The sequence below is a fragment of the Halogeometricum sp. S1BR25-6 genome, from assembly GCF_031624495.1.
GTDB lineage: Archaea > Halobacteriota > Halobacteria > Halobacteriales > Haloferacaceae > Halogeometricum > Halogeometricum salsisoli.
Genome location: NZ_JAMQOP010000002.1, coordinates 19,170 through 32,301 on the forward strand (window position 1 = coordinate 19,170; position 13,132 = coordinate 32,301).

A 13,132-nucleotide genomic window follows, 5' to 3' on the forward strand; every position below is an offset into this window, starting at 1 on the left:
ACTGTGGACACAGTTGCCGCCTAAAGAGTGTACGATACGGGTCCGACTTGCCGAGTAACGCCGACCCGGAGAGAAAGACGAAAGTCCCGTTCGCGTCTACGCGAACCCGTGATAACCAACCTCGCGCAGGGCGTGCAGGCGTTCACGAGCAACGTCTTCCTCGTCACCGGCGACACCACCGCCGTCGTCGACCCCGGAGCGAACTTCGACGTCGTCCCTCGAATCGAAGAACGCGTCGACGAACTCGACCGCGTGTACCTGACGCACACCCACTCCGACCACGTCGGCAACGTCGACGCCGTTCGCGACGCGTTCGACGTGGAGACGTGGGGCTTCGACGCCGACCGCCCGGAGGTCGACAACGAGATAGCCGACGGCGAGACGGTGCCCATCGGGAACGACTCCTACGAGGCGCTCCACACGCCGGGACACAAGAACGACCACCTCTGCCTGTACTCGCACGCGGCCGGCGTCCTGTTCGCGGGCGACTTGGTGTTCGCCAACGGCGGGTTCGGGCGGACGGACCTAGAGGAGGGCGACCGACCCACGCTGATAGATAGCCTCGACAGACTCCGCGAAGCCGTCGAGGAGGACTTCGCGGAGATGCACGCCGGCCACGGGCCGAGCGTCACGCAACGGCCGTTCGACGACGTCGAGGCGGCCGGGCGCGCCGCCCGGATGGGATAAGCCCGGACTACTCGTCGGCGTCCTCGGGAATCTCGTCGGCGGGACGCGACTGCGAGTGGAGGCCGAAGTAGCCCGGTTCGTCGCCCTCGGGGTCGTTGATGACCAACTCGTCGGCGTGCGCCATCAGCCACGGCACCGTCCAGACGACGATTCGCTCCTCCGTCTCGGCGTCCAGTTCCGTCTCCGGGTCGAGTCCCTGCAGGACGCGCGATATCTCGGGCACCGTGTACATCAGGCCCTCCTCCAGTATCTCCTCGGGTTCGTACAGTTGATAGGGGTACAGCGTGTCGAACTCGTCTTTCGATTTGGGCATGTCGACACAGTCGACGGCGGCGCACGTAAGCGCGGTGCATGCGCGGCGCTGGGGGAGGCGTCGCTCGCGGGTCGGATGCGGCGTCGAAAGAAAAGTCGGGGTGTACGCTCGGAACGCTCGAAGCGAGCGACCTCCGAGCCTCGTCGCTTACTCGAACAGCTGAACGGCTTCGCCGTAGCGGGAACTGGGTTCCTCCCAGTCGACGACCTCGAAGAACGCGTCGATGAAGTCGCCGCGTGCCGGGCCGTAGTCGTGGTAGTAGGAGTGTTCCCAGACGTCCAGCGCGAGGACGGGGTGAGAGCCCCAGAGAGCGCCCTGGTCGTGCTTGTCGACGACGACGTTGCGCAGCTGGTTCGAGAACGAATCGTAGACGAGGAGCGCCCAACCGCTGGCGTTCTTCGCGGCGGCCTCGAACTCGCCCTTCCAGGCGTCGTAGGAGCCGAAGTCCTCCTCGATGCGGTCGGCGAGGTCACCCGAGGGTTCCTCGCCGCCCTCCGGCGACATGTTCTGCCAGAACAGGTCGTGGAGGATGTGCCCGCTGCCGTTGTGCGTGACGTTGCGCAGCGCGCTCCCCGAGGAACCGAACTCGCCGTCCTCGCGGTTGGACTCCAGGGTCTCCTCGGCGTCGTTCCAGCCGTTCACGTAGCCCTGATGGTGCGTGTCGTGATGCCACGTGAGCACCTGCTCGGAGATGTGCGGTTCCAGCGCGTCGTAGTCGTACGGTAGGGGGTCGAGTTCGTAGCTCATGAGAGGTTCCTCCACCCCGTAGTTGTCTCGGACCGATGTTAAACGTTGAGGAGTGCTATGCTAACACGACACTGTCATATTCGGTGACCGTCTCCCGGTCGGTTACTTTTCGACCGGTTCGCTCCGCCGTTCGTACTCGATTTCCCCCGCCACACGGGCGGCGACGTCGGCGCCGCACTCGCGTTCGACGAGGTGGAGCGCGAGGTCCAATCCGGAGGTGACGCCGCCGGCCGTGAGCACGTCGCCGTCGTCGACGAACCGCGCCTCGGTCACGACGGCGTCCGTCGCCCGCAGGTCGTCGAGTGCGCTCGCGTGGGTCACGGCCCGTCGGCCGTCGAGGACGCCGGCGCGGGCGAGAAGCATCCCGCCGGTGCAGACGCCCGCCACGACGCCCCCGCGGTCGGCGTGCGCGGCGACGGCCTCGGGAATCGCACCCTTCTCCGCCTCCATCCCCGCGCCGGACTTTGAGGAGTCCGACCACCCGCCGCCGGGGACGAGGAGGACGTTCGGTCCGCCGGCGTCCGGGTCGTGCGCGTCTCCGAGCGTCCCGTCGACGCCGACCCGGAGGCCGTGACTCGCCGTCACCGATTCGGCGTCCGCGAGCGTGACCATCCGCGCCTCGCAGTCCGCGCCGAACGCGCCCGCCGTCTGGAACACCTCGTACGGACCGACAGCGTCGAGTTCGTCGAAGCCGTCGTAGAGGAGGATGTCGACGTTCATACCGAAGCATCGAGAGCCGGGAGTATGAGTGTACCTTCGCGGGAGAGACCCGCCGCCCGACCCACCGCTCCCTCCGGTGCCGGTCGTCAGTCGTCCTCGTCGTCGCCTCGCGCGTCTTCGAACATCGAGATGGCCATCTCGCGGCGTTCGGCGTGGTCGACGATGGGTTCGTAGTAGTCCGGCGCGGCCGACTCGCGCTCTGTCGGCGACAGCTCCGGCCAGTCGTGAATCTCGTCGGCGGAGGCGTCGCGGAGTTCGGGGACGTACTCCTTGATGTACGTCGCGTCGGGGTCGTAGCGCTCCCCCTGCGTCGTCGGGTTGAACACGCGGAAGTAGGGCTGGGCGTCGGTGCCGGTGGAGGCGGCCCACTGCCAGCCGCCGTTGTCGTTGGCGGTGTCGTGGTCCGCGAGGTGCTCCCGGAAGTGGGCGTACCCCTCGCGCCAGTCGAGGAGCAGGTCCTTCGTGAGGAACGAGGCGACGAGCATCCGCATCCGGTTGTGCATGTACGCCTCCTCGCGCAACTGCCGCATCCCGGCGTCGACGATGGGGTACCCCGTCTCGCCCGCCTTCCACGCCGCGAGCGCGTCGTCGTCGTCGCGCCACTCGATTCCGTGCTCGTAGGACTTGTAGTTCTCCGTCACCACCTCGGGGTTGAAGTAGAGGACGTGCGCGTAGAACTCCCGCCAGGCCAACTGCGATTGGAACTCCTCGACCGACTCGGCCTCGTCGCCGTCTGCGTTCTCGGCGGCCTCTTCGGTGGCCTCGTACGCCTCCCGAACTCCGATGGTCCCCCACTTCAGGTCCGTCGAGAGCCGCGAGGTGGCGTCGCGTTCGGGGTAGTCGCGGTCCTCGGCGTAGCGGTAGATGGCGTCCTCGCAGAACGTCGAGAGGCGCTCGCGCGCCGCTTCGGTCCCCGCCTCGGACACGTCGGCTGTCGGCTCCTTGAAGCCCAGTTCGTCGATTGCGGGCAGGTCCTCGCTCGTCACGTCGGCCAGCGAGTCGGCCCCCGGTGCCGGGTAGGGGTCGGCCTTCTCCCGGTCGCGCCACTTCTTCCAGAAGTAGGTGTACACCGAGTAGGGGTCGCCCGCGTTCGTCGTTATCGACCCCGGTTCGTGGTGAATCGCGTCGTGAACGGACTCGCGGGCGACGCCCGCATCGTCCAGTGCCCGCCGTACCGCCGCGTCCCGGGTCCGTGCGAGTCCCGAGTAGTCCTGATTCCAGACGACGCGCTCGGCGTCGTACTCGGCCGCGAGGCGCGGAATCTCCTCGGCGGGGTCGCCGCGGGCGACGACGAGGTCGGAGCCTCGTTCGCGGTACCACTCCCGCAGTCGGGCGAGAGCATCGAGCATGAACCGGACCCGCGCGGCGCCGGCGTGCGCCAGCACCCCGTCGTCGAACACGAAGACGGGGACGACCCCGCCCGCGTCCGCCGCCGTCGCCAGCCCCCGGTTGTCCGACGCGCGCAGGTCGCGGCGGTGCCAGTGGAGTTGCATATCGATGGCAAGGACGAGGTACCCCTCAAACTACCGGCATCGGATGAGAACGTCTCTCTCCGGCCGAGAACGCGTCCGAAATCCGAACCGTCCGTCCGGTCTGTTCCGTTTTGGTGAACGTTATTCGCTGGTATCCGGCGATTATCGCCGGGACGATTCGACGATGCACCGCTTAACGGTCGATAGGACGGGCGAAAAAACGGCGGATATGTCGTGAATCGGGAGTAAGCGCCGCATACCTAACCCGGAGCACCCGTTGGTGTTCAGGTAGTGGCGAGAGTGCTCGACCGCGTCCGCAGACGCACCGCGACAGCAGGTACGTCCATTCGTTCGATAGCCCTCGCCGCGCGACGCCGCCGGGACCCCCGTGTCGTCGTGCTGACCGTCGCGGCGTTCGCCGTCCTCGCGGGCGTCGTCGTCGGGACGGCGGCGCGGTGGCCGACCGCCGGCGTCGTCGTCTCGTTCGTTCTCGCGGGAACGGCGGCGGTGGTCATCGCCGACAATCCGGCGTTCCGCGCCGCGGTCCGACGCCTCCCCCGTCGCGTCGCCGCCGGGGCGCGCGGTCTCTTCGCCGACGACGCCCGACCCTCCACGGAGTCCGGCCTCGACCCGGCCGAGTTGCATCTCCGCCGCGCCGACCTGCTCGTCGACGGTGAGGCCGACGTCCCGCGCGTCGACCCGGCGTTCGAGCGGACGTGGCGCCGTCGCATGGTCTCGATGGGCGACCGGAGCGAGGACCCAGCGGCCCTCGCCGACCTGCTCTCGGTCCCTGCTCGGGAGGTGGACCTCTCATGGGAGGCCGACGACGGGACGCTGGTCGCCTCGGTCCGCGACCGACCGGCGGGCCGGTGGCCCTCGCGCGCCGCGTTCCTCGCGGACGTCACCGCCGTCGAGGAGTTCCGGACGCGGTTTCCCGAGTGGTGGACGCTGGACCCGATGACCCGCGTCCGCGTCCTCGCGGCGCTCAGACTCCGCCTCGACTGGTGTCCGGTCTGCGACGGCGCGATCTCCGTCTCCCGAGTCGGGTCGCCGGCGACCGGCCTCGGCCCTCACCCGACCCCCGCCCACGACTCCACCCTCGCGAACGAGTCGGTCCTCGCAGCCACCTGCGACGCCTGCGCCTCCCGTCTGTTCGAGGCGTCGGTCGAACCGGTTCCCCTCGACCGGCCGCTCCGACGCGACGCCGACGCGGAGGTCTAAGTACTCTTCGCGGGCCACCGGTCCCACCGGTTCCGTCGGTTCCTCCACCCTCGTTTCTCCCGTTCTTACGGCGGCCGTATCGACTCCCGTCGCCCGTCGAGCACCGCGAATCGCTCGCCGCGGCGCCCTTCGAGGAGATACAGTAACCGCTCCGCCCACCGCAACTTCCGCGCCTTCGCGGCGCCGACGCTCGGGTCGTCGAAGTCCCACCCGACGAACCGGAGTTCGGCGGCCCCGAACGCGTCGGCGAGGAACGCCGCCCGGTCGCCGTCGGTGAACCCGCCGTGGTTGACGACGTTTCCGACGGGCGCCGCCTGCGTCGTCGCCAGTACGTGTTCGGCGTCGAACCGGGGCATCCACTCGCGGACGGCGGGGACGTTGTCGCCGTGAGCGTGCGCCGCGACGGGTCGCCCGGCGCGCGTGCGTTCCCGCGCCGTCTCGGGGTTCTTGTCCAAGTCGGTCACCATCAGGTCTACCCGATACCCCGCCTCGCGAACGACGTCCGCCGCCGTCGAGGCGGCGAACACCCGGTCGGCGTCGGCGACGGTGCCCACCTCCGCCGGGAGCGACGGCGCGGCCCCGACGACGGCCACCGTCTCGCCCGCGCAGTCGACGCTGGTCGCGTCGAACGGGCGCGCGAACTCCGCCATCGCGTCGCGGGCGCGTTCGTCGCCCTCCCGCGGGTAGCCGAAATCCGCCAGAATCCGCTCGTAGACGGATTCCCAGTCGGTGAACTCCATCGGTTAGGACTCCGCAAAGATAGTTCGGTGTGGGCCGGAATGGCACCAAGTACCCCTACCCGTGTGCCCTTCCGGCTTCCAGTGGACCGATTCTCGGTCGTCCGGCATAAGTTTTCTCTTAGCTAAGTGTCCGGGTGATAAAAATACAAGCACCGCACGGCGCTTTTCGCCGTCTCTCGGGCGCTCAGAAGACCGCCTGCCTCACCGAGTCGAGCGCCGACCGGAGCGCATCGGACTCACCCTCGGCGACAGTCGCCGCCTCGCGGAGGGCGCGGGGGGTCCCGAGGAGGAGGACGTCGTGACCGGCGGCCCCCGATACCGTCGTCCCCCGCGCGAGCGTCGCTCCCGCGTCGCCCGCCGCCGCGGCCAGCGTCCGCACGTCCTCGTCGGCGAGGCCGTCGAGTTCGAAGACCCGGACGACGGACTCCTCGGCGACGGACGCCGGCGCCTCGACGCCGAGGCGGTCGAGGTGGCGTTCGGCCTCCCGAGGCGTCGTCACGTCGAGTTCCTCGACGCTCACGTCGCCGTCGCCGGGGTCGGAGGAATCCTCGCGGGTCCGCGTCCGCCGCCGGGCGAACTCCTTCCCGACGAGCGCCGCGTCCCGCGTCTCCGCCACGTCGTGGGTCCGAATCACGTGCGCGCCGCGTTCGACGGCCATCGAGGTGGCCGCCAGCGAGACGGGCAGGGCGTCCTCGGTGTCGCGTCCGGCCACCTCGCGGAGGAAGTTCTTCCGGTTGATGGAGACGAGTATCGGCCGACCGTACCCGCGGAACTCGCGGAGGCGGCGGAACGTCTCCCGGTCGTGTTCGAGCGTCTTCGCCTCGGACCACCCGCCGAACGCCGGGTCGACGATGGTTTTGTCGGTGAAGCCGTTCCGCGCGAGAGCGTCGTAAATGTCGTCCACCTCCTCGACGGCGCCGGGCCGTTCGAGGTCCGGCGGCGACGCCATCTTGGCGACGGCGGCGTCGTGGTCCTCGCAGACGACGGGCATCTCCGGGTCGGCGAAGCCGCAGATGTCGTTCACCATGTCGAACCCCCGCGAGAGCGCCTCGTCGGCCACCTCGTGGTAGCGCGTCTCGATGGAGAACACGGCGTCGCCGGAGACGCTCTCCATCGCCTCGACTGCGGTGTCGAGTCGGTCGAGTTCCTCCTCGGCCGACAGCACCTCGAAGCGTTTGTTCGCCGACTCCAGACCCACGTCGACGATGTCGGCGCCCTCGCCGACGAGGGCGTCGTCGACGTACTCGGCCGCCTCGCCCGGGTCGTCGAACACGCTCGGGGAGTACGGCGACTCCTTCGAGATGTTCAGGACGCCCATGATTCGCGGCGGTCGGTCGTCACCGATTTCCAGTCCGGCCGCGTCGACGGTCTGCATTGATGGGGACGTAGGATGGGACCGACATATGCGGTCCGGTCTCGGCGGCCCTCGCTTTCACCCTCGAACGCCGGAGTCACGCTCTTTTTATCCGCGCGCCCGCTACGTTCCGCTCATGGCGAAGGTCAGTATCGGACTCCGCGGATGGCGCTTCGACGAGTCGGAGGTGTTCACCGGCGAGGGGGAGTTCCGTCCGCTCGACGAGGTTCCCGAGGACGCCCGGACGCGACTCATCCGACTCACCTACCTACAGTCGAAACCCTGCGACGCCTGCTACTTAGTCCACGGCGAGGCGGAGAAGCGGCGCTGTAACCCCGCGGCGGTCGTGTACGGCGAACCGATGGAGGAGGTGCTCCTCTGTCCCGACCACGAGGTGGACTTCTTCTACTGGTACCGCGAGGCCGGCGGGTCGGAGTACCGCGGCGAGGAGACGTTCAGAGACGAGTTCCACGAGTGGTTCGCCGCCGGCGGTCGCGCCCCCGACGACTACGAGGGGCCCGACCACGTCGACACCGACCCGGACGAACTGCCGACGCCGCCGGACCCGGCCGAACTCAACCGCCGCCTCAACGAAGGACAGAAGGGCAAGCGCAAGCGCATCGACTTCAAGAAGGGCGAGGTAACGTACGAGGACTGGAACGACGAGGACCAGAACCGACTCGACTTGGGGCAGGACTACCCCACGAAGTGACGGCGATGCCGCGCAGTCACACCCCCATCGTCGTCGTCGTCGAACCCGAGACGCCCGGAAACGTCGGCACCATCGCGCGGGCGATGAAGAACTTCGGGCTGACGGACCTCAAACTCGTGAACCCGCCGGAGCTGGAACCCGACGGCGAGGCGTACGGATTCGCCGGCCACGCTCGCGAGGACGTCCTCCCGAACGCCGAGGAGGTCACCTTCGAGGAGATAGTCGACGCCTACCACACCGTCGGCACGACGGCCATCACGAACGAGGACAGCCGAAAGCACGTCCGCTACCCGTTCAAGACGCCCGTCGAGGTGCGCGAGAGCTTAGAGACGGTCGACACGAAGACGGCTCTCGTCTTCGGCCGGGAGGGGCGCGGCCTCAACAACGACGAACTCGCGCGCCTCGACGAGGTGTGTTCCATCCCGGCCAGCGGCGAGTACCCCGTCCTCAACCTCGGACAGGCCGCGACGGTGCTGTTCTACGAACTCCGTTCGCTGACCGTCGCGGAGACGCAGTTACCCGACGTCGAACGCGACAGGGCCGAGGAGGGGGACATCGAGCGGTTCTACGACAACTTCGGGTCGTTCCTCGAACGCGTCGAGCACCGCGACCACAAGCGCCCGAAGACGATGCGCATGATGCGCCGCGTCGTCGGCCGCGCTCACCCCACGGACCGAGAGATACACACGCTGACGGGCGTGTTCCGCCGCGCCACCGACCGACTGGAGCGGCTGGGCGGGTTCGGCGACAGGGAGGCGGAGGACGCCACGAAAGCGGTCGGAGAAGTCGGCGACGAGAGCGACGGGGCCGACGGGTAGCTTACGCCGCTCCGCTCTCGTCCCCGCTTTCGTCCCCGTTCTCCCCCTCGGTTCCGTCTTCGCGCCGCGCGAACAGCGTCAGCGCGACCATCGAGCAGACGACCTCCGCGTCCGTCTCACCGTCGTCCCGGTCACCGCCGTCGACTCCGTTCTCGCCGTCCGCGTCCGCGACGCCTCTAAGAACCTCGATTCGCGTCTTCACGAGACCGCGGTCCGACCGTTCGGCCTCCGTCTCCTCGACCGTCAGGCGGAGCGAAAGCGTGTCGCCGAGACGCACCGGCCGCCGGTCCCCTCGTCGAACGGACCGCCGCCGAACGAACCGTTTTGACGCTCGGTTCCCTACCGGCCCTCGATGTCCGCCTCCCCCGCCCGCGGCGGTATCCGGCTTCTGATGGTTCTCGTCGGCGTCGTCGTCCTCCTGTTCTACGGCCTGTTGGCGTACGGCAGTTACGTCGCGCTGGCGACGCTGTGGCGCTTGCGACCCGACCCGACGACGGCCGTCCTCGCCGTCGTCGTCCTCACCGTCGTCTTCGGCTACCTCAGCCTCCGGGTCGGGACGGCGCGCCTCCTCGCCCAACTCGACGCCCGCGAACTGTCCAGAGCGCGCGTTCCGGGCGCCTACGAGGTGCTCGGCGGCCTCGTCGAACGAATGGACGTGGAGGCGCCGCGCCTGATGGTCGTCAGACTGCAGACGCCGAACGCGTTCGCCCTCGACACCGCGGGCCGCGACACCGTCGTCGTCGACGCCGCCCTGCTTCGTCTCCTCGACCGCGCGGAGTTCGAGGGGCTGTTGGCGCACGAACTGGCGCACCTCGAACGCCGCGACAGCCTCGTTCAGACGCTCGCGTTCAGCACCGTTCAGACCGTCGTCAGCCTCGCGTACGTCGTCGTCTCGCCCGTCGTGTTCCTCGTCAACGGACTCGCCTTCGCGGCGGCGTGGTTCCGCGGCGACCCCTCCTCGTGGGGCGAGACGGTCCCCGGACGCGCCCGCCGGCGCCTCGAACAGGGCGTCACCGTGGCGATGGCCGCGGTGACGCTGTTCGCGCGGGCGCACTCGCGTCGTCGCGAGTACGCCGCCGACGCCCGCGCCGCCGCCGTCACGGGCCGACCGCTCGCCCTCGCGCGCGCACTGGAGAAGATAGAGCGCGCGGCGACCCCAGAGTTCGGCATCCTCTCGCCGCTGTGGATTCGCGGCGAAGTGGAGTCCGGCGGGGAACGCGCCCTCCGCGACCTGTTCTCGACGCACCCGCGAACCGAGGACCGCGTCGAGCGACTCCGTCGCCGCGCCGAGGACGACGGGGTACGAATCGGGATTCGTTGACGCAACGGCGCTGAGAGGGAGAGAGTGCCCAGACGGACGTCGGAGCGACACCGGTTCGTTGGATTTAACAACCATGGGATACAAACACACGCATGGGAAGGCCGGTCGCCCCGGTCTTCTGGCGGGCTTGTCGGGCCACACAGGCCCAACCAGAACCTGTGCACTAGCTAAGAACCCAAACGCGTGAATACGCTTCCTCGTTGATCGTCGGGGAGAAGTCATCGAGAGTCCGCACGCCCGGCCCGACGCGCCTGCTTTTCCGTTCTGTCCCGACTCGACTGTCCGTAGACGGCGCCCCGGAGACAGGTTCTTCCGCCGGCGGCGAGTGCGTCCGAACCATGCCTCAGCGTCCGCGCGAGGGAGACACGCACGTCGTCGAGCGGTCGTTCTCGACCGAGGAGGTCCGACGGTTCGCGGCGCTCTCGAACGACGACCAACCGAGACACACCGAACCCGACGCGGACGGTAGACTGCTCGTCCACGGCCTCCTGACGGCGACGCTGCCGACCGAAGTAGGCGGCGACCTCGGCGTGCTCGGTCGCTCGTTCGCGTTCGAGTTTCACCGACCCGTGTACACCGGCGACAGCGTCCGCTGTGAGTGCGTCGTCGAGAGCGTCGAAGAGCGAGACGACCGGCACGACCTCTCGGTGGACGTGACCTGTACGCGGGAGAACGGAGCGGATGGTGAATCCGGAGACGGCGGCGCCGACGCGGAAGTGGTGATGACGGGGACGGTGACCGGACTCGTTCGGAAGCCCTAGGCGCGCTTCTGTATCTCCTCGCGGAGCACCGAACTGACGACTTCGCCGTCGGCCTTCCCGCGGAGGGCGCCCATGGCCTCGCCCATCAGCGCCGAGAACGCGCCCATGCCCTGCTCTTCGACCTGCGCGCGGTTGCGCTCGACGACGTCGCTCACGGCGTCGCGCACCTCGTCTTCGTCGACGCCGGAGAGGCCCGCCTCCTCGACGGCCGCCTCGGCCGTCAGCGACGGATTCTCCGCGATGGCCGTCAGTACGTCGTTGACGCCCTCCTTCGCCAACTCGCCGTCCTCGACGAGGTGCATGAGGTCGAGGAGGTGCTCGTCGGAGACGTTCTCAACGGGCACGTCGTCGCGGCGGAGTTCGGTCAGCGTCGATTCGAGGAGGCCGGCCGCGAACGTCGCGTCGACGCCCTCGTCGGTCGCGCGTTCGAAGAGCGGCATCTTCCGGCCGTAGGCGACCTGTTCGGCGAGGCCGGCGCCCAGACCGAACTCGGATTGGTAGCGTTCGACCTTCTCGGTGAGCAGTTCGGGCGTCTCGACCTCCAAGGGGTCGAGTTCCACGGGCGGAACGTCCGTCTCGGGGTACATCCGCGCCGCGCCGGGGAGGGGGCGGAGGTAGCGGGTCGTGCCGTCCTCGTTGGCGCCGCGGGTCTCCTCGGGGACGCCCGACAGCGCCGTCTCCGCGCGGGCCTGCGCGGCGTCGATGGCGAGTTCGGCCGTCTCCGGGTCGGTGGCGACGATGACGACGGCGTCGTCCTCGCCTGCGCCGACGGCCTCGCGGAGGGATTCTACCTCCTCGTCGGTGACGCCGTAGGCGGGCAGTTCGTCGGTGTGGAAGATGCCGCCCGCGCCGTGGCGCTTGGCGTGGTCCGAGAGTTCGGTGCCGAGGCGGCGGTCGGGCTGAATCTCCCGCCCGACGAGGCCGTCGAAGCCGAACAGGGGGACGGCGCGGACGACGCCGCCCGAGGAGAGGGCGCCGCCGACGACGCCCGAATCAGTGTCTTCGAACACGTCGGTCACGTCGGTCGTCTCGCCGACCGAGGCGTCTCTCGACTCCAGTTCGTCGCGGATGGCCAGCAGTTCGACCTGCCGGCCGACCTCCTGCCGAACGATGTCGTCGATGGCGTCCAGCGCCTGCACGCCCTTTATCTCCACGCGCGCGCCCTCGGCGATGGAGACGTTCACGTCCTGCCGGATGGTGCCGAGGCCGCGTTTCACCTTCCCGGTCGAGCGCAGCAACATTCCGATGGTCTCGGCCGCCTCGCGCGCCTGTTCGGGCGAGGAGATGTCCGGCCGGGTGCCGATTTCGACGAGCGGAATCCCGAGTCGGTCCAGCGAGAACGTGACGCCGTCCTCGCGCTCTTCGACCCGCTGTGCGGACTCCTCTTCGAGCATCAGGTCCTCGACGCCGACGGGGCCGTCGCTCGTCTCGATTTCGCCGTCTTGGGCGACCAGGGAGGAGCGCTGGAAGCCCGAGGTGTTCGAGCCGTCGATGACGAGTTTGCGCATGACGTGCGCTTGGTCCACCGCGTCCATGTCGAGGAGCGAGGCTATCTGCATGACTACCTCGCGGGCCTCCCGGTCGAGTCGGTGCGGCGGTTCGTCGTCCTCTTCGACCAGACAGGTGGTGTCGTAGGCGAGGTACTCGAACTCGCGGTCGACGCGGCTCTCCTCTAAGGCCGCCTCGTCGAGTTCGCCGAGTTCGCTCTTCGTCGGGTGGAGAAACCGGGTGAACGTCCGCTCGGCGTCGTCGGGGTCGCGGATCGCGGTCGGACACCCGCAGAACAGCTTCGTCGCGGTGTCGAGTTGCTGGTGGATTTCCAGCCCCGCGACGAGTCCGAGGTCCTCGTAGTCGTACGCGCTCATTGGTAGCCAATGCGAGTGCGGGGTGTAAAAAGGATTCACAACGAACGCCGGCGCCTCGGGTCGGAGGAGAGTCGGGACGAGAGACACGGGGCCGCGGGCGGAGGCGCTCCTCAGGTCTCAATTAGCGAGCGGGTGCGGCCGACGCCGCATCCGCCGGAAATCGACGCTCCGCGCTCCATCCTCCCGTTTCGGCTCGGGTCCGGGAGCGGACCCGTTCTGTCCGTCGCTTAGACGCGGCGCAAGCCCTGACCGAGACCCGTCGCCTCGTTGCACTCGGGGCACTCGTAGTGCCATCCGTCGTTCGTCGCTCGCCCCTCCGGGAACGTGGCACCGCACCCTCGACACTCCAACATGTCGCGGCCGTGCTCACGCCGATACTGAAGGCTCGGCATGATTGCTAT

The 13,132-nt window shown here is 68.8% G+C and carries 15 protein-coding genes; 6 read left to right on the plus strand and 9 right to left on the minus strand.

Annotation, left to right across the window (positions count from 1 at the left end):
* Positions 1–108: 108 nt before the first annotated feature.
* The gene (locus NDI76_RS09975; RefSeq protein ID WP_310923924.1) at positions 109–687 is read left to right on the plus strand and encodes an MBL fold metallo-hydrolase; all 579 of its coding nucleotides are present in this window, start codon (positions 109–111) and stop codon (positions 685–687) included.
* Positions 688–694: 7 nt separating this feature from the next.
* Here NDI76_RS09975 and NDI76_RS09980 read toward each other — a convergent pair whose 3' ends face one another.
* From NDI76_RS09980 to NDI76_RS09995, 4 genes are all read right to left on the minus strand, one after another.
* Complete coding sequence (locus NDI76_RS09980) at positions 695–1,000, minus strand: DUF5827 family protein (RefSeq protein WP_310923925.1); 306 nt, start codon at positions 998–1,000, stop codon at positions 695–697.
* Positions 1,001–1,147: 147 nt separating this feature from the next.
* Complete coding sequence (sod, locus tag NDI76_RS09985; RefSeq protein WP_310923927.1) at positions 1,148–1,747, minus strand: superoxide dismutase; 600 nt, start codon at positions 1,745–1,747, stop codon at positions 1,148–1,150.
* Between the two features lie 102 nt (positions 1,748–1,849).
* Positions 1,850–2,467, minus strand: coding sequence for a DJ-1/PfpI family protein (locus NDI76_RS09990; RefSeq protein WP_310923928.1), 618 nt, complete (start codon positions 2,465–2,467; stop codon positions 1,850–1,852).
* Between the two features lie 86 nt (positions 2,468–2,553).
* Positions 2,554–3,960 (minus strand): cryptochrome/photolyase family protein, encoded by a 1,407-nt coding sequence (locus NDI76_RS09995; RefSeq protein ID WP_310923930.1) that lies wholly within the window; start codon positions 3,958–3,960, stop codon positions 2,554–2,556.
* Positions 3,961–4,230: 270 nt separating this feature from the next.
* On the opposite strand from NDI76_RS09995, the gene NDI76_RS10000 reads away from it, so the two are divergent.
* Positions 4,231–5,160: a DUF8054 domain-containing protein gene (locus NDI76_RS10000; protein ID WP_310923931.1), complete on the plus strand. Its 930-nt coding sequence runs from the start codon at positions 4,231–4,233 to the stop codon at positions 5,158–5,160.
* A gap of 65 nt (positions 5,161–5,225) precedes the next feature.
* On the opposite strand, the gene NDI76_RS10005 is transcribed toward NDI76_RS10000, so the two are convergent.
* On the minus strand, positions 5,226–5,900 hold the full coding sequence (locus tag NDI76_RS10005) for a 6-hydroxymethylpterin diphosphokinase MptE-like protein (RefSeq protein WP_310923932.1): 675 nt from the start codon (positions 5,898–5,900) through the stop codon (positions 5,226–5,228).
* A gap of 184 nt (positions 5,901–6,084) precedes the next feature.
* Positions 6,085–7,275, minus strand: a complete 1,191-nt coding sequence (locus NDI76_RS10010; RefSeq protein ID WP_310923933.1) for a dihydropteroate synthase — start codon at positions 7,273–7,275, stop codon at positions 6,085–6,087.
* A 115-nt stretch (positions 7,276–7,390) separates the two neighbouring features.
* Here NDI76_RS10010 and NDI76_RS10015 point away from each other — a divergent pair, with 115 nt between their 5' ends.
* Positions 7,391–7,966 (plus strand): DUF8114 family protein, encoded by a 576-nt coding sequence (locus tag NDI76_RS10015; protein ID WP_310923934.1) that lies wholly within the window; start codon positions 7,391–7,393, stop codon positions 7,964–7,966.
* 5 nt (positions 7,967–7,971) lie between these two features.
* The gene (locus NDI76_RS10020) at positions 7,972–8,784 is read left to right on the plus strand and encodes an RNA methyltransferase (protein ID WP_310923935.1); all 813 of its coding nucleotides are present in this window, start codon (positions 7,972–7,974) and stop codon (positions 8,782–8,784) included.
* Between the two features lies 1 nt (position 8,785).
* Here NDI76_RS10020 and NDI76_RS10025 read toward each other — a convergent pair whose 3' ends face one another.
* Positions 8,786–9,061: a hypothetical protein gene (locus tag NDI76_RS10025; RefSeq protein ID WP_310923936.1), complete on the minus strand. Its 276-nt coding sequence runs from the start codon at positions 9,059–9,061 to the stop codon at positions 8,786–8,788.
* 114 nt (positions 9,062–9,175) lie between these two features.
* Between NDI76_RS10025 and NDI76_RS10030 the strand changes: the two genes are divergently transcribed.
* Both NDI76_RS10030 and NDI76_RS10035 read left to right on the plus strand, forming a co-directional pair.
* A complete protein-coding gene (locus NDI76_RS10030; protein WP_310924941.1) occupies positions 9,176–10,105 on the plus strand; it encodes a M48 family metalloprotease in 930 nt (309 codons plus the stop codon).
* Between the two features lie 338 nt (positions 10,106–10,443).
* Positions 10,444–10,866, plus strand: a complete 423-nt coding sequence (locus NDI76_RS10035; RefSeq protein WP_310923937.1) for a MaoC/PaaZ C-terminal domain-containing protein — start codon at positions 10,444–10,446, stop codon at positions 10,864–10,866.
* Here NDI76_RS10035 and gatE read toward each other — a convergent pair.
* Complete coding sequence (gene gatE / locus NDI76_RS10040) at positions 10,863–12,731, minus strand: Glu-tRNA(Gln) amidotransferase subunit GatE (RefSeq protein WP_310923938.1); 1,869 nt, start codon at positions 12,729–12,731, stop codon at positions 10,863–10,865. The two genes, NDI76_RS10035 and gatE, sit on opposite strands and share 4 nt — an antisense overlap.
* 227 nt (positions 12,732–12,958) lie before the next feature.
* Positions 12,959–13,123 carry an HVO_2901 family zinc finger protein gene (locus NDI76_RS10045; RefSeq protein ID WP_310923939.1) on the minus strand — a complete coding sequence of 55 codons (165 nt, stop codon included), beginning with the start codon at positions 13,121–13,123 and terminating at the stop codon, positions 12,959–12,961.
* Positions 13,124–13,132: the final 9 nt, after the last annotated feature.